General features: G+C 71.7%; 13 protein-coding genes and 2 tRNA genes. 10 read left to right on the top strand and 5 right to left on the bottom strand.

Annotated features, from left to right (window positions below):
* Nucleotides 1-324: 324 nt before the first annotated feature.
* The 3 genes from ACFYXM_RS35800 to ACFYXM_RS35790 form a co-directional block, all read right to left on the bottom strand.
* Complete coding sequence (locus ACFYXM_RS35800; protein WP_389295869.1) at nucleotides 325-858, bottom strand: NUDIX hydrolase; 534 nt, start codon at nucleotides 856-858, stop codon at nucleotides 325-327.
* A 131-nt stretch (nucleotides 859-989) separates the two neighbouring features.
* Nucleotides 990-1,355 (bottom strand): hypothetical protein, encoded by a 366-nt coding sequence (locus ACFYXM_RS35795; RefSeq protein WP_389295868.1) that lies wholly within the window; start codon nucleotides 1,353-1,355, stop codon nucleotides 990-992.
* The gene (locus ACFYXM_RS35790; protein WP_389295866.1) at nucleotides 1,352-1,909 is read right to left on the bottom strand and encodes a DUF6232 family protein; all 558 of its coding nucleotides are present in this window, start codon (nucleotides 1,907-1,909) and stop codon (nucleotides 1,352-1,354) included. The genes ACFYXM_RS35795 and ACFYXM_RS35790 overlap by 4 nt, the downstream gene beginning before the upstream one ends.
* Before the next feature lie 581 nt (nucleotides 1,910-2,490).
* Between ACFYXM_RS35790 and ACFYXM_RS35785 the strand changes: the two genes are divergently transcribed.
* The 7 genes from ACFYXM_RS35785 to ACFYXM_RS35755 all read left to right on the top strand — a co-directional run bounded on the left by ACFYXM_RS35785 (nucleotide 2,491) and on the right by ACFYXM_RS35755 (nucleotide 10,613).
* The gene (locus ACFYXM_RS35785; protein ID WP_389295865.1) at nucleotides 2,491-3,666 is read left to right on the top strand and encodes an acyl-CoA dehydrogenase family protein; all 1,176 of its coding nucleotides are present in this window, start codon (nucleotides 2,491-2,493) and stop codon (nucleotides 3,664-3,666) included.
* Nucleotides 3,663-4,790 (top strand): bifunctional MaoC family dehydratase N-terminal/OB-fold nucleic acid binding domain-containing protein, encoded by a 1,128-nt coding sequence (locus tag ACFYXM_RS35780; protein WP_389295864.1) that lies wholly within the window; start codon nucleotides 3,663-3,665, stop codon nucleotides 4,788-4,790. Before ACFYXM_RS35785 ends, ACFYXM_RS35780 begins: the two co-directional genes overlap by 4 nt.
* 1 nt (nucleotide 4,791) lies before the next feature.
* Complete coding sequence (locus ACFYXM_RS35775) at nucleotides 4,792-5,928, top strand: acyl-CoA dehydrogenase family protein (protein WP_389295863.1); 1,137 nt, start codon at nucleotides 4,792-4,794, stop codon at nucleotides 5,926-5,928.
* A 158-nt stretch (nucleotides 5,929-6,086) separates the two neighbouring features.
* Complete coding sequence (locus ACFYXM_RS35770; protein WP_389295871.1) at nucleotides 6,087-6,524, top strand: MaoC family dehydratase; 438 nt, start codon at nucleotides 6,087-6,089, stop codon at nucleotides 6,522-6,524.
* Nucleotides 6,521-7,687, top strand: a complete 1,167-nt coding sequence (locus ACFYXM_RS35765; RefSeq protein WP_389295861.1) for a lipid-transfer protein — start codon at nucleotides 6,521-6,523, stop codon at nucleotides 7,685-7,687. The genes ACFYXM_RS35770 and ACFYXM_RS35765 overlap by 4 nt, the downstream gene beginning before the upstream one ends.
* Before the next feature lie 397 nt (nucleotides 7,688-8,084).
* Complete coding sequence (locus ACFYXM_RS35760; RefSeq protein ID WP_351517116.1) at nucleotides 8,085-8,708, top strand: SigE family RNA polymerase sigma factor; 624 nt, start codon at nucleotides 8,085-8,087, stop codon at nucleotides 8,706-8,708.
* 255 nt (nucleotides 8,709-8,963) lie between these two features.
* Nucleotides 8,964-10,613 (top strand): long-chain fatty acid--CoA ligase, encoded by a 1,650-nt coding sequence (locus tag ACFYXM_RS35755; protein WP_389295860.1) that lies wholly within the window; start codon nucleotides 8,964-8,966, stop codon nucleotides 10,611-10,613.
* A gap of 163 nt (nucleotides 10,614-10,776) precedes the next feature.
* Here ACFYXM_RS35755 and ACFYXM_RS35750 read toward each other — a convergent pair whose 3' ends face one another.
* Together ACFYXM_RS35750 and ACFYXM_RS35745 are read right to left on the bottom strand one after the other, a co-directional pair.
* Nucleotides 10,777-15,201, bottom strand: coding sequence for a PAS domain-containing protein (locus ACFYXM_RS35750; protein ID WP_389295858.1), 4,425 nt, complete (start codon nucleotides 15,199-15,201; stop codon nucleotides 10,777-10,779).
* Nucleotides 15,202-15,620: 419 nt separating this feature from the next.
* On the bottom strand, nucleotides 15,621-16,100 hold the full coding sequence (locus tag ACFYXM_RS35745) for an SSI family serine proteinase inhibitor (RefSeq protein ID WP_389295856.1): 480 nt from the start codon (nucleotides 16,098-16,100) through the stop codon (nucleotides 15,621-15,623).
* A gap of 261 nt (nucleotides 16,101-16,361) precedes the next feature.
* On the opposite strand from ACFYXM_RS35745, the gene ACFYXM_RS35740 reads away from it, so the two are divergent.
* The 3 genes from ACFYXM_RS35740 (at nucleotide 16,362) to ACFYXM_RS35730 (ending at nucleotide 18,097) form a co-directional block, all read left to right on the top strand.
* A tRNA-Ser gene (locus tag ACFYXM_RS35740) sits at nucleotides 16,362-16,452 on the top strand.
* Between the two features lie 449 nt (nucleotides 16,453-16,901).
* A tRNA-Arg gene (locus tag ACFYXM_RS35735) sits at nucleotides 16,902-16,974 on the top strand.
* A 652-nt stretch (nucleotides 16,975-17,626) separates the two neighbouring features.
* Complete coding sequence (locus tag ACFYXM_RS35730) at nucleotides 17,627-18,097, top strand: GNAT family N-acetyltransferase (protein WP_073791010.1); 471 nt, start codon at nucleotides 17,627-17,629, stop codon at nucleotides 18,095-18,097.
* The last annotated feature ends 104 nt before the right edge of the window (nucleotides 18,098-18,201 follow it).

Here is an 18,201-nt window from a genome sequence, read left to right as displayed (position 1 = left end):
CCTGGTGCTCCGCCCCGTCGGCAGCAAGCCGGTCTGGGAGATGCTGGCCGATCTCCTTCCCGAGGAGGAGGAAATCCGGCGGACCGCGTAGCGAAATTCCCTGGGACAGCGCTGGGCGGAACAGAACGCGGCTCAGCACACACCTTGTCCTCGCGGCCGGGCCCGGAGCAGGGTCGCGCGCCGAGGTGGAGGAGGCGCCCCTTCGTCGTGCGGACCGCCCTTCCTCCGCAGCTGTGAGCTCCGTCGGTGCGGGAGTCCCGGGTCAGGTGACTTCGGCCCGGCCCTGGTCGCGGCGTCCCTGGTCGCGGCGTCGGGTGCCGGCGGTCAGCGGATCGACTCGTCCATGAGCAGGTAGAGCAGGCCGACGAGGGAGCCGCTGCTGACGATCTCGCGGCGGTCGATCATGCCGCGGATCTCGGCGAGCGGGATCCACTCGATCCGGTCCGATTCGTTCTTCTCGGTCGGCGGGCCCACGTATGTCGCCCCGTCGGCCCGGAAGAGGTGGTGCTGGGAGTCGGTGATGCCGTTGGCCGGTTCGGCGTAGATCAGCGGTTTCACGGGGCCGGGGCGGTAGCCGGTCTCCTCCAGGACCTCGCGGGCCGCCGCGTCGGCCGGGGTCTCGTCCTCCTCGACCAGGCCCATGGGAAGTTCCCACGCCCAGGTGTCCGTGATGAAGCGGTGCCGCCACATCATCAGGACCTCGCGCCGTTCGTTGACCACCGCGGCGACGGCCAGGTGGCGCAGCTTGACGACGTGGTGTTCCCAGCGGCTTCCGTCCGGTGTCTCGATGTCGGTGAGCCACAGGTTCACCCACTCGTTCTCGTAGATCGGACGTTCCCCGTGGATCTTCCACTGCATCGCTGCGGCCCCTCTCGATCGGCCTCCAGCATCGCAGAGCATCCATGGAGAGGTGCCGGGTTACGGGTTTTCGCCATGTCAGAGGGGGCTGGAGGGCCGGAGGGCGGGAAGGGGCCGCTCGTGGCGGCGCCCTACCGGATTCCCAACAGCCCCAGGACCTTGTCGACCGCGTCGGCGACCGGCTGGCCGAGCGCTCCGACGGTCGAGGCGATGGTGGCCACGGCGATCAGGGCGCGGTGCCGTTCCTGCGGGGCGCTCGTGGCGGAGGTGATCGCGGGCAGGGAGTCGTCGATGACCCGCGCACTCGCGGGCGCCAACTCGCCGCGCAATTCCTGGAGGAGGCGCACCAGTTCGCCGATCGCCTCCGGCAGGGCCGGGGCCTGCTGCTTGACGATGCCCGTGTTGCCCGTACCGCCGTACATGTTGACGTTGTCGCCATTGATGTTGTTGCCGTGGTGGATGTTGTCGCCGTAGTGGTAGGAACTCCCGTTGCTCACTTGCTCACCCCCGTGTTGAACATTCCTCCGTACATGTTCACGTTGTCGCCGAAGTGATAGTTCTTCGGATTGACCAGCACCCGCTCCACGCGCACGTGGAACTCGGCCTCCGGATTCTCTATGGCGTTGACGAGGTGGTGGACCAGCCGGCGGAGCCGGTTCGGGTCGGGCAGGGTGACCAGCGCGCTGGAGCCGCTGGCGGTCTCGATGGCCAGCACGTACTCGGACTGCGCCGCCAGATCTTTCACCAGGCGTACGACCAGGCCGATCGCGATCCCTATGGCGAGGACCCACAGCACGTCGGCCGATTCGTTCGGGTCCTCGTAGCGGGACGACCCGTTCTCGTTGGCCAGTTGGAGCAGGACGAAGGCCACGAGCGTGGTCGCGAGCCATTTCAAGAAGCTCAGGAACGCTTCCATGCGTTTGGGCCGGAGTTCGAAGGTGTGGACCCGGGTGATGTTGCGTAGCGGATAGGCCGCCTCTCCCACCCACAGCAGCCGTTTGCCCACCCTCAGGTCGACGCCGCTCGCGGGCGGGGGCGGGAGTGGGGGCAAGGGTGGCGGTGGCGGCGTGGGCACTGGGGTTCCCGAAGTCCCTGTGTTGTCCATGAGCTCCCCGAGTCTGCTGGTCTTCCGAGTGGGCTGGGTTTCCTTGGCTTCCTGGGTGCGTGAGCGGCTGAGTGGCTGAGTGCGTATGCGACTGAGTGCCTCAGGGCCGAGTGGCTGAGCGTCGAGTGACTGAGTTTCTTGTGCGCGTGGGGCTTCTGGTGTGTTGCTCGCCGCGCCCGTACGCGCGCGGCGAGCCGTCCCCGTACGCGGCATCCGAGCCCGCGCGGGAACTCATAGGTACGCGCTTCGCGTGCGCGACGAGAGACCAAATACGGCCAATCTCGGTTCGCTTGCTGCCGAGGCGGCGGCGGTGGGGGATGCGCATCGGGGTGTCGTCCGCCTTGACAGCCCTCAAGGATCTGACGGACAGTCAGAAACCGAGCTTGTGAACACAGGCCCGGACCCGACCCCGGACCCGAACCCGGACCCGAACGTGGACCTGAACCCCGGACCCCGGACCCCGGACCCGAGTCTGTGCACCCGTACCCGACCCCGATCCGTACACCCGTGCCCGGGAGGCAGCCGTCGTGCACCTCGCCCCGACGGAGCGGCAGCGGCAGTTGCGCGCCGAACTCCGAGCCTATTTCGCCATGGTGATGCCGCGCGAGGACGCCTCGACGGGGCCCGGTGTCGACGACCCGGGCGAACAGCGGCGGTTGCTGCGGCGGATCGGCGCGGACGGCATGCTCGGGCTGGGCTGGCCCGTCGAGTACGGCGGCCAGGGGCGCGGCCCCGACGAGCAGTTCGTCTTCTTCGACGAGGCCTACCGGGCGGGGGCGCCCGTCTCGATGGTCACCCTCAACACCGTCGGCCCGACGCTGATGAAGTACGGCACCGAGGAGCAGAAGGCGTACTTCCTGCCCCGGATCCTCAGCGGCGAGCTCGTCTTCGCCATCGGCTACAGCGAGCCGGAGGCCGGTACGGATCTCGCGGCCCTGCGCACCAGGGCCGTACGGGACGGCGGCTCCTGGGTGATCGACGGGCAGAAGATCTTCACCAGCAACGCGCAGAAGGCGGACTGGATCTGGCTGGCCTGCCGCACCGATCCCGAGGCGCCGAAGCATCAGGGGATCTCGATCATCCTGGTGCCGACGGACGCCCCGGGCTTCTCCTGGACGCCGATCGAGACCGTGGGCGGGCTGACCACGACGGCCACCTACTACGACGGGATACGGGTACCGGTCGGCCATCTGGTGGGGGAGGAGAACGGCGGCTGGGGACTGATCACCAACCAGCTGAACCACGAACGGGTGGCCCTCGCCGCGATCGGAATGCAGGCCGAGGACTTCTACGACGCGGCCCTCGCCCTCGCCCGCACCCCCGATCCGGTGACGGGCCGGCGTCCGGCCGACGAGCCGTGGGTGCGGGCCCGGCTGGCCGAGGCGTACGCGCGGCTGGCGGCGACCCGGCTGCTCAACTGGCGGCTGGTGGGGGACGTCGGCGCGGGTTCGCTGGCGCCCGGTGAGGCGAGCGGCGTGAAGTTCGCGGGGACCGAGAGTGCCGTCGAGGTGTACCGGATCTGCCAGGAAGTCGTCGGGGAGGCCGGCACCCTGCGGGGCGGGTCGCCCGGCTGCCTCGGGGACGGGGAACTGGAGCGGATGAACAGGGCCGCCCAGATCAACACCTTCGGGGGAGGGGTGAGCGAGGTTCAGCGGGAGATCGTCGCGACCATGCGGCTCGGCATGAAGAGGGGCAAGCGGTGACCCGTACGCGGCAGGAGAAGCAGGGGCCGGAGGAAGAGGACGCGTTGTGCACGCGGCTCAAGGAGTACGAGGGGCGGCCCGCCGCGACCGCGGGCATCGGCAAGGATCCGGTCAACGAACCGATGATCAGGCACTGGTGCGAGGCGATGGGCGACACCAACCCCGCCTACACCGGCCCGGAGGCGATCGCCCCGCCGACCATGCTCCAGGCGTGGACGATGGGCGGCCTGTCGGGGCACACCGGCCGTTCCGCGGCGTACGAGGAGCTGCTCGGCCTGCTCGACGGCGCGGGGTACACCTCCGTGGTCGCGACCGATTGCGAGCAGGAGTACCTGAGGCCGCTCCGGCCCGGCGACCGGATCACGTTCGACGCGCTGATCGAGTCGGTCTCGGAACGGAAGACGACCCGGTTGGGGACGGGCCACTTCGTGACGACGCGGATGAACGTACGCGTACGGGGGGAGCTGGCCGGGACGCACCGGTTCCGGATCCTGAAGTACGCACCGGCGGCGGTGGGACGGCCCACGGCGGAGCAGCGGACGGGGGAACGGGAACCCAGGGAGCGGGGACGTAAGGAACGAGGACGGGCGGAACAGGCGGAACGGGAGCGGCCGCGAAAGCGGGAGCGGGAGCAGGAGCAGGCGCGGGATCGGGGCCGGGATCAGGCGCGGGAGCGAGTGGGCGGGGCGGGGGCGGACTTCGGTGGTCCGCGTCCGCGTCCGAGGCCGGTGGTCAACCGCGACAACGCCGGGTTCTGGCAGGGCGTCGCCGAGCACAAGCTGCTGATCCAGCGGTGCGCCGGGTGCCGGAAGCCGCGCTTCCCCTGGCTGCCCGGCTGCAACGCCTGCGGCTGCCAGGAATGGGACACGATCGAGGCGACCGGCGAGGGCACCGTCTTCAGCCATGTGGTGATGCACCACCCGCCCTTCCCCGCCTTCAGCGCCTCCGGGGAGGGCGGGCCCTACGCGGTGGCGCTGATCGAACTCGCGGAGGGGGTGCGGATGGTCAGCAACGTGGTCGGTGTGCCGTACGACAAGGTACGGATCGGAATGCCGGTGCTGCTCGAATTTCTCCGTACGGACCCCGAGTTGGTGCTCCCGGTCTTTCGTGGAGGTGAGGGCTGACATGGACTTCACCCCCACGGAGGAGCAGACGGCGGCGCAGGGGCTGGCGGCGCGGATCTTCCGCGACCTGTCGACGCACGAACGCCTGGTCGCGGCCGGTACGGGCACCGACACCGAGCTGTGGAAGGAACTGTGCGCGGCCGGACTGACCGCGGCGGTGGAGGAGGTCGGGCTGCTGGGCCTGGTGCTCCTGCTGGAGGAACAGGGTCGGGTGACGGCTCAGGTGCCGTTCGCGTCGAGCTGTGTGTACGGGCTGCTCGCCGTCGCCGAGCACGGCACGGACGAACAGCGGGAGCGGCTGTTGTCCGCGCTGCGGGACGGTACGGAGGTCGCGGCCGGGGCGTTCCCCGCGCGCGGCGGGATCCGGGCGGACGGCGAGGGCCGACTGAGCGGCTCGGTGTCGTACGTGCCGTGGTTGCGGGACGCGTCCCTGGTCCTGGTCGCGGACGCGGAGCGCCGGCTGTGGATCGTACGGACCGACGGGCCGGGTGTGGCGACGGAACCCGTGGAGACCACGGCGCCGTGGTCGGCGGCACGACTCGTCCTGGACGGGGCACCCGGGGAGCGACTCGGTGGTGCGAAGGCGCATGAGGAAGGACGGGCGGAAGCGACCCCGGCGTACGAGGACGTGCGGGCGCGCGAGGACGTGCGGGCGTACGAGGAGGTCCTGGCCGTGAGCCGGATCGCGTTCGCCGGGCTGCAGGCCGGCGTGTGCGCCGGTTCGCTGGCCCTGGCCGTCGCCCACACGAACACCCGCGAGCAGTTCGGGCGCCCGCTCTCCACCAAGCAGGCGGTGCTGATGCGCGCCGCCGACGCCCATATGGACACCGAGGCGATACGGGTCACGGCGTACGAGGCCGCGTGGCGCCGTGACACGGGCCTGCCGTACCGGCGCCAGGCGCTCACCGCAGCGTGGTGGGCGTCGGAGGCGGGCAAACGGGTGGTGCACGCCGGACAGCATCTGCACGGCGGGACGGGGGCCGATCTCGACCATCCCGTGCACCGGCACTTTCTCTGGGGCCGGCAGCTCGATGCCCATCTGGGCTGCGGCAGCGAGGTGCTTCAGGAACTCGGTGAACTGCTGGCGTCGGCGGAGGAACCGCTACGCGCGGCAGCGACGGAGGAGGGGGCGGAGTGAGAAGCGGCGAAGGGATGAAGGCCGGTGAGGGGACGAGAGCCGGTGGAGAACCGGGGGCCGGTGGAGAGACGAAGGCGAGCGGAGGGATGCAGGCGGGCGGAGGGATGCGGGCGGGCGGAGGGATGAAGGACGGTGAAGCGGTGAGGGCCGGGGGAGGGATGCAGGCCGGTGACGTACTGGAGCCGCTGGAGATCGAGGTGACCCGCACCCTGATCGTGGCGGGCGCCATCGCTTCCCGCGACTACCAGGACGTGCACCACGACGCGGAGCTCGCCCGGGAGAAGGGGTCCCCGGACATCTTCATGAACATCCTGACGACCAACGGCCTGGTCGGCAGGTACGTCACCGATCGCCTCGGCCCGTCCACCGTGCTGCGCAAAGTAGCCATCAGGCTGGGTGCTCCCAACTACCCCGGGGACACCATGGTGCTCGGCGGCACGGTCACCGCGGTCGATGACAACGGGACGGCCGAGGTGTCGATCGTCGGGACCAACGGCCTCGGCAGGCACGTCACCGGAACCGTGACCGTGATCGTCGGCGGGGCGCGGACCCCGGCCGCAGGGGGCCTTCCCTCGGCACCGGAGGGGGCGGCATGAGTCTGCGGAGGGCCGACTCGCTCGGCGGCAGGGCGGCGATCGTGGGCATCGGGGCGACCGAGTTCTCCAAGGATTCCGGGCGCAGCGAACTCAAGCTGGCCGTCGAGGCGGTGCGGTCCGCGCTCGACGACGCCGGACTGACGCCCGCCGACGTGGACGGCCTGGTCACCTTCACCATGGACACCAGCCCGGAGATCACCGTCGCCCAGGCGGCCGGGATCGGTGAGCTGTCCTTCTTCTCCCGCGTGCACTACGGGGGCGGGGCCGCCTGTGCCACCGTTCAGCAGGCGGCGATGGCCGTGGCGAGCGGGGTGGCCGAGGTCGTGGTCTGCTACCGGGCATTCAACGAGCGCTCAGGGCGCAGGTTCGGTTCCGGGGTGCAGCACCGTGAGCCCACCGCGGAGGGTGCCGCGCTCGGCTGGAACCTCCCGTTCGGGTTGCTCACGCCCGCCTCCTGGGTCGCCATGGCCGCCCAGCGCTATCTGCACGCCTACGGGCTGACGCCGGACGCCTTCGGCCATGTCGCGGTCACCGACCGGCGCCATGCCGCCCGCAACCCGGCCGCGTACTTCTACGGAAAACCGATCACCCTGGCCGACCACGCCGCGTCGCGCTGGATCGTCGAACCCCTGCGGCTGCTCGACTGCTGTCAGGAGACCGACGGCGGGCAGGCGATCGTGGTCACCAGCGCGGAGCGCGCCCGGGACCTGCCCCGGCCCCCTGCCCTGATCGCCGCCGCGGCTCAGGGGGCGGGCCGGGCACAGGAGCAGATGACCAGCTTCTACCGCGACGACCTGACCGGGCTGCCCGAGACGGCGGTGGTCGCCCGGCAGCTCTGGCGGAACTCCGGGCTCTCCCCGGCCGACATCGACGTGGGCATCCTCTACGACCACTTCACGCCGTTCGTGCTGATGCAGTTGGAGGAGTTCGGGTTCTGCGGACCGGGCGAGGCCGCCGACTTCGTCGCCGCCGACGCGCTACCGCTGAACACACACGGCGGCCAGCTCGGAGAGGCGTATCTGCACGGGATGAACGGCATCGCCGAGGCGGTCCGGCAGATCCGCGGTTCGTCGGTGAACCAGGTCCCCGGCGCGGCCACCGCCCTGGTCACGGCGGGCACCGGCGTACCCACCTCGGGACTCGTCCTGAGCGCCGACGGATGAGCCCCGAGGATCCACGACTGCCGGGCGGGTCACCGGGCGAACCTTCGAGCAGACCACACGACGGACCACACGACGGACCACACGACGGACCACTGGGCGGGCTCGGCAGGACCGCGTTCGCCCGGCCGGTGACTCGTGCCTGTACGACCGTGCACACCTGGTCGGTGACTCGTGCCTGTACGACCGTGCACACCTGGTCGGTGACTCGTGCCTGTATGACCTCATGCGTCCGGTTGATCATTCGCACTCTGCCGAGGCTGTCGGCGACCCTGAGCCCCCGTGACGTCCGCTCCACCTACAGGAGGTGGAGCGGACCCCACCCCTACACCCTGAGGGGGACGCTCTTTCGGGACCTGGGGCCGATCCCCGGAACTGCGCCCGCTTCTAGCGTGGAGCCATGACCACGTCAGTCCGCACGGGCACCTCCGGGGGAACCGCCGCCACGGGACACGTCCCGCACGGCTCATGCGCCGCGTACACGTCGCGCGCCGCGCACGCACCACACGCCTCGCGGGCCCAGTACGCGCCGTATCCGTCGTTCTCCTCGTTCGTACGGGCGCGGGGGCCCGTACTGCTGCGCGCCGCCCGCTCGCTCACCGCGAACCCGAGCGATGCCGAGGACCTGCTGCAGACCGCGCTCACCAAGACCTATGTCGCGTGGGAGCGGATCGAGGACCACCGGGCGCTCGACGGCTACGTCCGCAGGGCCCTTCTCAACACCCGTACTTCGCAGTGGCGCAAGCGCAAGGTCGAGGAGTTCGCCTGCGACGAGCTGCCCGAGCAGGAGGCCCCGGGCACCCCCGACCCGGCGGAGCACCAGACGCTGCACGACGCGATGTGGCGCGCGGTGCTGAAGCTCCCGGACCGGCAGCGGGCCATGGTCGTCCTGCGGTATTACGAGGACCTGAGCGAGGCCCAGACGGCCGAGGTGCTCGGAGTGTCCGTCGGCACGGTGAAGAGCGCGGTGTCACGGGCGCTCGGCAAGCTCAGGGAGGATCCGGAGCTGACCCCGGTCCGGTGAGCCCGGCCCGGCCCTCCAAGTCCGCCGGCCCCGTCCCGGCGATCCAGGTCCGCGGACCTTGGCCCGTCCTCGGCCCGTCTGCCGGCCCCGGTCCGGTGAGCCCGGTGTGGTAAGCCCGGTCTGGTGGCGCAGGCCCACCGCCTCGGTGCAGCGAGCCCGAAAGCTTCGGCCGTGAATCCCTAGTGACATACCGGCCAGGATGCGCGCAGAATCAGCGGAACCCTACTGCCGCGTAGCGCCCACCGGGAGGACGCCGTGCTGAGCACCATGCAGGATGTACCGCTGACTGTGACCCGCATCCTCGAACACGGGATGACCATTCATGGGAAGTCCCAGGTCACGACCTGGACCGGGGAGCCCGAGCCTCAGCGGCGCAGTTTCGCCGAGATCGGCCGACGGGCCGCACAGCTCGCGAACGCCCTGCGCGACGAACTCGGTGTCGAGGGCGACCAGCGCATAGCGAGCCTCATGTGGAACAACGCGGAGCATGTCGAGGCGTATCTCGCGGTCCCCTCGATGGGTGCGGTCCTCCACACGCTCAACCTCCGTCTTCCCGCCGAGCAGCTCGTCTGGATCGTCGAGCACGCCGACGACAAGGTCGTCATCGTCAACGGCTCCCTGCTGCCACTGCTCGCTCCGGTCCTTCCGCGCCTGGCGTCGGTCGAGCACGTGATCGTCTCCGGGCCGGGCGACCGTTCCGTCCTCGACGGCGCGCGGCCCCGGGTGCACGAGTACGAGGAGCTGATCGCCGGCCGTCCGACCGCCTACGACTGGCCCGAGATCGACGAACGCCAGGCCGCGGCCATGTGCTACACCTCCGGCACCACCGGTGACCCCAAGGGCGTCGTCTACTCCCACCGCTCCATCTACCTGCACTCCATGCAGGTCAACATGGCCGAGTCGATGGGGCTGACCGACAAGGACACCACGCTGGTCGTGGTCCCGCAGTTCCACGTACTGGCCTGGGGGCTGCCGCACGCGGCGTTCATGTCCGGCATCAGCATGCTCATGCCGGACCGGTTCCTGCAGCCCGCTCCGCTCGCCGACATGATCGAGGGCGAGCGGCCGACGCACGCCGCCGCCGTCCCCACGATCTGGCAGGGGCTGCTCGCCGAGGTCACCGCCAACCCCCGCGACCTCACCTCCATGGCCAGCGTCACCATCGGCGGTGCCGCCTGTCCGCCGTCCCTCATGGAGGCGTACGACAAGATCGGCGTCCGGGTCCACCACGCCTGGGGCATGACGGAGACCTCGCCGCTCGGCACCATGGCCATTCCGCCCGCCGGCCTGACCGAGGAGCAGGAGTGGCCCTACCGCGTCACCCAGGGCCGCTTCCCGGCCGGTGTCGAGGCGCGCCTGGTCGGCCCCGACGGCGAGCACCTGCCGTGGGACAACACGTCGGCGGGCGAGCTGGAGGTACGTGGCCCCTGGATCGCCCGTGCGTACTACGGGGGCGCGGACGGCGAGGACCTGCGCCCCGAGGACAAGTTCAGCGAGGACGGCTGGCTGAAGACCGGGGACGTCGGCGTGATCGGCCCGGACGGCTTCCTCACCCTCACCGACCGGGCCAAGGACGTCATCAAGTCCGGCGGCGAGTGGATTTCGAGCGTCTCGCTGGAGAACATCCTCATGGCGCACCCGGACGTGGCCGAGGCGGCGGTCGTCGCCGTCCCGGACGACAAGTGGGGCGAGCGCCCGCTCGCGACGGTCGTGCTCAAGGACGGCGCCGACGCCGACTACGAGGCGCTGCGGGACTTCCTCACCGAGTCGGGCATCGCCAAGTGGCAGCTGCCGGAGCGCTGGACGGTCATTCCGGCGGTGCCGAAGACCAGTGTCGGGAAGTTCGACAAGAAGGTGATCCGCAAGCGGTACGCGGAGGGCGAGCTGGACGTCACCCACCTCTGATCCGACTGTTCGGCGGCCGACGGTTCGGTGGCCGGCGATTCGGTGGCCGGCGGGGAGTGAGGCGGAAGGGGCGGTACGGAAGTTTCCGTACCGCCCCTTCGTGCTGCGGGCCGTCACCGTGGTGACGCCGGTCGGTCGGTGACGAAGCGACGCCGGACGCCGGTCAGTTGGTACCGATCTTGGCGAGCAGATCGACGATCCGCGCCTGCACCTCGTCGCTCGTGGAGCGCTCGGCCAGGAAGAGGACGGTCTCGCCCGTGCTGAGCTTCGGCAGGTCCGGACCCGCCATGTCGGCGGAGGTGTAGACGACCAACGGGGTGCGGTTCAACAGGCCGTTGGCGCGCAGCCAGTCGATGATCCCGGCCCGGCGGCGGCGCACCTGCATCAGGTCCATCACCACCAGGTTGGGTCGCATCCGGGTGGCGAGCGTCACCGCCTCGTTGTCCGTGGCGGCCCGTCCCACCTGCATGCCGCGCCGCTCCAGCGTCTCCGTCAACGCCAGCGCGATCTCCTCGTGCTCCTCGATCAGCAGCACCCGCGGCGGATGCTGCTCGCTGTCGCGCGGGGCGAGCGCCTTGAGGAGCACGGCCGGGTCGGCACCGTACGCCGCTTCCCGCGACGCCTGGCCCAGGCCCGCCGTCACCAGCACAGGGACCTCGGCCGCCACCGCGGCCTGGCGCAGCGACTGGAGCGCCTTGCGGGTGATCGGCCCGGTGAGCGGGTCGACGAACAGCGCTGCCGGGAACGCCGCGATCTGGGCGTCGACCTCCTCGCGCGAGTGCACGATCACCGGCCGGTAGCCGCGGTCGCTCAGGGCCTGCTGGGTGGCGACATCGGGGGCGGGCCAGACGAGCAGGCGGCGCGGGTTGTCCAGCGGCTCCGGGGGCAGCTCGTCGTCGACCGGCGGCGGCGTCGGACGGTTGGAGACCTCCACCGCGCCACCCGGTCCGTCCAGCGGCTCCGGTCCTTCGGCGCCCTCGTCGGGCGCCCCTATGGCGTACGCGCGCCCCTCGGCCTCCGGGGCTGCGAGCAGCTGACCGTGCTCGCCGTGAGCCGCGTGGGCGCCGTGGCCCTGCGGCGGCTGGCCCTGGGACGGCTGCCCCGGGGAAGGCCGACCCTGGGGCGGCGCGGCGACCGGGCCCTGCGCGGCGCCGGGCCGGCCGGACGCGGACCGGGACGACGCGGGCTGCGGCGCCGAGGGCGGCGGGGTGCGCTCCTCCTCCGGAGGGGCGGCGAGCTTACGGCGCCGGCCGGCGCCACCGGGCGCCGGATGCGGCTGGTGGGCGATGTGCTGGGCGAACGGCACACCCTGGCCGAGCGTCCGCACGCTGAAGGCACGCCCTTGCGTGTCCGACGCATGCGCGTCCGACGCGTACGTGTCCGACGCGTACGTGTCCGGCGAGCCGTCGGCCGTCGGTGCCTCCTCGGGCAGCGGCTGCCTCCGCGCGTCCGGTCCGGGCGCGTCGTCGTGCGGGCGGCCCGGCACCGTTCCGGTGGCATCGGGGGGGCCCGCCACGGCCGTGGAGCCGGTGGCGTGCGTGGTGTGACCGGCCGAGGGCAGGTCCGGGGCGTCGTCGGGCCGGAGGCCGGGCTGATCGGCGGACGGCTCGCCGGGGGCCACCCGCCCGGCCGGGTTCCGCCCCGGGTCGCCGCTCCCCGGCAGGTCCCCGGGCTGCGCCGGTTGCCGTACGGGCACCTCACCGGTGTCCCGAACGCCGTGGCCGGCCTCCTGGCCGGGCTGCTGATGGGTGTCGGCGTGACGCGCCCGGCGCCGGCCGGTGGGCAGGGGATGCGCCTGGGGCGGTGTGTGGTCGTCGTCCGGCGCGGGGCGCGCGGCGTCATGGCGTCCGGGCGGCGAAGCGTCCGCCCCGGCGGCCTGGGGCGTGTCCCGGTCCGCGTCGGCCGGAGGGAGAGCGAACGCGGTGCGGGGGCCCGTCGGCTCGGCCTGCGCGGCGGCCAGGGCCCGCCGGGCCCGCCGTCCGGTCGGCTTCGGAACGGGCACGGCACCTTCGCCGACGGCCGGTGAGTCCGCGCCCGGTGCCTCACCGACGGCGGGGGCGGGGACGGCAACGGCCTGAGCGGCGCCAGCACCGGCAGCGGCCTCGGAGGAGGACGGGGACGCCGACGAGGCCAGGGCCAGTTGGTTCTCGCCGCCCGGGCGAGCCCGGTGCACACCCGCGGGGGGCACCGGCACCGGGGCCTCCGGCGGAAAGCCCTGGGGCGGCACGGTCCGGCCGAGCTGCGGACGGTCGCCGCCGCCCTGCGCGCCCCCGCCCGCCGCCTCCGCGCCCTCGGCCGGAGCCGACGCCGCGGGCAGCGCCAACGCCTGTCCCGGCCCCTGCTCGGGGCCCCGGTCTCCCGGGACCTGCTGGGGGAGAGGCGGCAGCGGAGGCAGCGGCGGCATAGGAGGCATCTGCGCGGGCAGCGGATACTGGCCGGACTCTGCCGGGCTCGGCCGCCCGCGCCTGCGTCCGGAACCCTCGGCCTGCTGGGCGGGAATCATGTCGTGTGGACCGGCGTGACCGCCCTGCGCCTCCTGCCCGCCCTCGGCCGGCTCACGGCGCGCCCGGCGCCGCCCGGTCGGTGCGGGCGCCGCGGTGTCCCCCGACGCGTCGGTGGAACCGGGAGCGGCACCGGAAACGGCGCCCGTGTCGGCGTCCGGCCCCGAACCGCCCACAGGGCTCTCCAGGAACGCGTCCGTGGACGCCCGGCGCGCCCGGCGCCGCCCGCTGCCCGGCGCTCCCTGACCCGTTCCCGTTCCCGGGCCCGCCTCCGTGACGGCCCCCGGCGCGGACGCCGGTACCGGGTCCGTGCCGGACTCCGCCTCCGCCTCCGGCTCCATCCCCGCCGTCGGCGCGGGCGGCGGCCCGGCCGCGGGCTCCGCCTCGGGCTCCGCCTCGGGCGACCGCTGCACCACCGTTCCCGAGCCGGTGCCCAGCGGCACTTCGAGTACGTACGCGCTGCCGCTCATCCCCGGCACCTCGTGCGTCTGCAGCACGCCGCCGTGCGCCTCCACGATCCCGCGCACGATCGGTTCATGCACCGGGTCGCCTCCGGCGTACGGGCCGCGCACCTCGATCCGCACGACCTCACCGCGCTGTGCCGCGGCGACGACGACCGTCGAGTCGACGTAGCCGCCGCCCTGCACCAGGCGGGCCTTGCCCGTCGAGTCGACCCCGGCGACGTCCGCGACCAGGTGGGCGAGCGCGGTCACCAGCCGGGCCGCGTCCACCTCCGCCTCGATCGGCGGAGCATGCACAGCGAACTGGGCGCGTCCGGGACCGATCAGCTCGACGGCCGCGTCGATACCGGCGGTCACGACCGAGTCGAGCAGCACGTTCGCCTTGGACAGCTGCTCCTCACCGGCGTCCAGTCGCTGGTAGCCGAGCACGTTGTCGACGAGCGTGGTCATACGGGCGTAGCCCGCGGCCAGGTGATGGAGGATCTGGTTGGCCTCCGGCCACAGCTGGCCCGCCGGGTCGGCGGCGAGCGTGGAGAGTTCGGCGCGCAGTTCCTCCAGCGGCCCGCGCAGTGCCCCGCCGAGCACGGCGGTGAGCTGGGAATGCCGGGCGGTCAGCGCCACGAGGCGTTCGGTCTGCTGTTCCAGTTCGGTCGTGTACCGCTCGGCCCGGTCGGCCAGTTCCGCTTCGTGCCGTTCCGTCAGTTCGGTGACCTCGGCGGTGTGGTTCTCGCTGAGTCCGGTGACCTCGGTGGTGTGGCGCGAGGTCAGCTCGGCGACCTCGGTCCTGTGCCGTTCGGCGAGCTCGTCGAAGGGCCTGCGGTCGGTGAACGTCATGACCGCGCCGACCAGCTGGTCCCCGTCCCGGACCGGTGCGGTGGTCAGGTCGACCGGGACCCGCGCGCCGCTCTTGGACCACAGGACCTGCCCGCGCACCCGGTGCTTGCGCCCGGAGCGGAGGGTGTCGGCGAGCGGCGACTCGTCGTACGGGAACGGCTCCCCGTCCGCCCGCGAGTGCAGCACCAGCGTGTGCAGTTCCCGGCCGCCCAGGTCGCTGGCGCGGAAGCCCAGGATCTGCGCGGCGGCGGGGTTGACCAGGACGACCCGGCCGTCCGTGTCCGTGCCGACGACGCCCTCGGCCGCCGCCCGCAGGATCATCTCCGTCTGCCGCTGCGAACGGGCCAGTTCGGCCTCGGTGTCGACGGTCCCCGACAGGTCCCGCACGATGATCATCAGCAGCTCGTCACCGGTGTAGCCGCCGCCGTAACCGCCCTGCAGGTCGTTGTACGCGGCGTTCCCGTCCTCCAGCCCGGCGCTGGTGACCTCGACGGGGTACTCGGCGCCGTCCGTCCGGCGCGCGGTCATCCGCGTCGGCTTCGTACGGCTGCGGTCGTCGGCGACGGACTCGGGCCGGCGCATCGAACCGGGAATGAGGCGGGAGTCGAACTCCGGCAGCAGGTCGAGGAGTCCGCGCCCGACGAGCGCGGTGCCCGGGGTCTCGAACATCTCCAGGGCGATCGTGTTCGCGTTGACGACCGTGCCGTTGCAGTTGACGAGCAGCAGCCCGTCGGGGAGGGCATCGAGTATGGCTGCGAGGCGAGCAGTGCCTCGGGACGGCCTGCTGCTCACGAGACGCTTCCTCCCTGGTTACCGCACCTTGCCGACAGCGGGCCCCATCTTGCCCCTCGGGCCGCGTGCTGTCACGGAAGGATTCTAAGGGCAGGGGAGGAGCGCGGGGCGGCGGATGAGGAGGAGCTCTCACCAAGGTTCGGTGGACACGGTGTGCCGCGCCGGCCCGCCGACACCGTGCGGGGCGCCCGGCAGGGAACGGTCCGGCCGCCCCGCACCGGACGCCGCACCGGACGATCACCACCGCTTCGCGGGTGTCGGCCGGACGGTCGCCACCGCTGCCCGGGCGTCGCCGGCCGGGCGCCGGACCGGATTGGACGCCGTTCACCGGGCGTCGTTTCACCGGACCCCGGCTCGTTTCACCGGACCCCGGCTCGTTTCACCGGACCTCGGCTCGTTTCACCGGACGCCGGCTCGTTTCACCGGACCCCGGGAAGCACCGGCCGCAGGTTGTTCCAGCGCGAGATCTCGCAGCCGTCGGCCCGGCTGAACACGGCGTCGATGTGCCGCGCCCGCCAGGTCCCGGTGATCCGGGCGGTGGCCGGACCGCCGAACTGCTGGGTACACATCGCGCCCCGGGGCACCGGGGCGAACGGGTCCGTGCCCTCGTCCGCCAGTTCCGCCAGCCGGTCGCAGGCCGGCTCCGCCGCCGGGTGGTCGCCGCCCACCGGAGCGCATTCCAGCTCGAAGATTCCCTCGGCCGAGGGATCCCCCGCCTCCGAGACCGTCACCGTCAGCCGGGTACGGGCGTCGTCCTCGCCCTGCGGCAGGGGCAGTGGCAGGGTCAGGGGCAGAGGCGACGGAAGCGGAAGGGGGCCGGACGCCGCCGCGGCACCCGGCGCGGCGGCGGACAGCACGGCGAGGGACACGACGGCGGTGAGAGCGAGGCGGCGCAGCATGACGGGCTCCTGTGCTCGGGCCCTCCGGGGACGCGCACTTTCTCGCGAACCTTCAAAGAGCGGCCTGACGAACGGAAGAACGGGGAACAGGAGGCCGGTAGTGCCTCCCTCCCGACTAACGCTCCTCGCGCCACGACGTTGCGCACCCGGGGCGCTTTGCCCTCGCGCCCGACTGCCTAGTACCGTAGGCAGCGATTGGTGACACGACGCTTGGCTGTGTCATCATCTGCACACACCATTCGCGCTCGCGCGAGGTGTGCTGGAGGCGTCGCCTAGTCCGGTCTATGGCGCCGCACTGCTAATGCGGTTTGGGTCTTAAAACCCATCGAGGGTTCAAATCCCTCCGCCTCCGCTTTCACCGAAGCCCCGTGCCACCGGCACGGGGCTTCGGCAGTATTCCGGGGTCTCGGAGTACGAGCGGTGGTCTCGGAGGTCTCCGGGCCCCGAACGCTCTCGACGGCCGTCTCGATGGCCGTCTCGATCGCCCCCGGGCGTTCCGGCTGTTCTCGGAAGTTCCCGGCTGCCCTCGGCTCTCGGTCGCCTTCGGTCGCCCTTGGTCGCCCTCGGACATCCTCGGTCGTTCTCGTACGGCCCGGCGAGTGGTTCGGTGGGCCGCCCGGGAGTGGGTGAATCCGCGATCCACCGTGATCGCGCAGGGGTGCGGTATGTGTGCCGGGCGCCGCGGAACAGGGTGTTTTCGCAGGTCAGAGGCGGTGTGGCTAATGGATTTCGCGCTACGGCGCAGGTCATGTAATGTTGTTCCCGCAACGCCGACCGGAAAGAAAAAACCGGGAAGCACAAGCACTCGTAGCTTAACGGATAGAGCATCTGACTACGGATCAGAAGGTTGCAGGTTCGAATCCTGCCGAGTGCACATGGATAAGAGGCCCCGGAGAAATCCGGGGCCTCTTGCGTAGGCACCATCTTGAAAGGTAAGGGTACCCTTACTTGGCAAGGTGTGATCGTTTCCTTGTGAACCCGGGGTGAGGCATGGCGGGCCGGTTCTCGGTTACTTCCGCTCGGGGGGTTCGCTGATCTGGAGCGGCAGTACCGCGAGTTCTACGCGGCCGTCGCGGTGCGGCGCGAGCTCGGGGGCGGGGCAGTGGTGCACGAGGTGCGGCGGTGGGGGTCGCGGTGTGCGGGGGGCTGTTCGTCGGGCTCGCGGACCCGGGCCGGGCCGCGTACACACGGACGCTCGGCGAGGTCGCCGCGGTCGCGGCGTCGGTGCGCCTCGCCACCGCGGCTCTCGCGGTCGTGTTGCTGCGGCGGCAGCGCGTCGGGGCGCGAATGGCTGAAGCCGGGGCTGCTGTGCTCGCCGAGGCCCGCGGGCCCCTGTCTGCAGGTCTGCCGGGGCTGCCAGGGGGGTGCCCCTATCTCTTTCGTCAAATGTCGGGTCGGGGTGTTCGGCCCAAAGGCGCGCTTCGTGGACCACGGCGTGGAGCCGAGGGGAGGGTGGCGGTGTCGCCGTCTGCAGGAGGTGTGCAGCACCGGGAAAATCACTTGATCCGCTGGCCTACGGTTCCCGCATGACGACTACGCTCCGACTGGCAAAGGTCACTGCCGCCAACTTCGATGTCGCGATCGGCCTGAAGGTTCGCCCTGACCAGGAGCACCTGGTCGCGCCGGTCGTGAAGTCCCTCGCCGAGGCGTACGTTTACCCAGGCGTGGCTTGGCCCCGCATCATCTTCGACGGCGACCGACCCGTCGGCTTCCTCATGGCCTTCCTCGACATCGACTTCGCAGGCGACGGCAGAGGCACCGACATCCGCTCGGGCCTGTGGCGGCTTAACATCGCGGCCGGCGAACAGGGCCGCGGCTATGGCCGCTTCGCGGTCGAGTCCGTGGCCGCTGAAATCCGCCGCCGCGGCGGCACCCGCCTGACCACCACCTGGCACCCGGGCGAGGACGGCCCCGAGGGGTTTTATCTGGGGCTCGGGTTCCGGCCGACGGGGGAGATGAGCGGGGATCAGAAGGTTGGGGAGTTGGCGTTGGGCTAAGGGCTGTCTCGTAATCCGTGGCGGACCAGCGCGCGGCGTCGGATGTGGTGCATCGCAAGGCGGAGGGGCGTCCGCATACTGGATGTATGCGGACGTTCCGACAA

Origin of the sequence: Streptomyces sp. NPDC002476 (assembly GCF_042889785.1) — a bacterium.
In the GTDB taxonomy this organism is placed as follows: domain Bacteria; phylum Actinomycetota; class Actinomycetes; order Streptomycetales; family Streptomycetaceae; genus Streptomyces.
The sequence above is the reverse complement of the archived record's forward strand: the minus strand, read 5'-3'. Positions and strand labels throughout refer to the sequence as shown.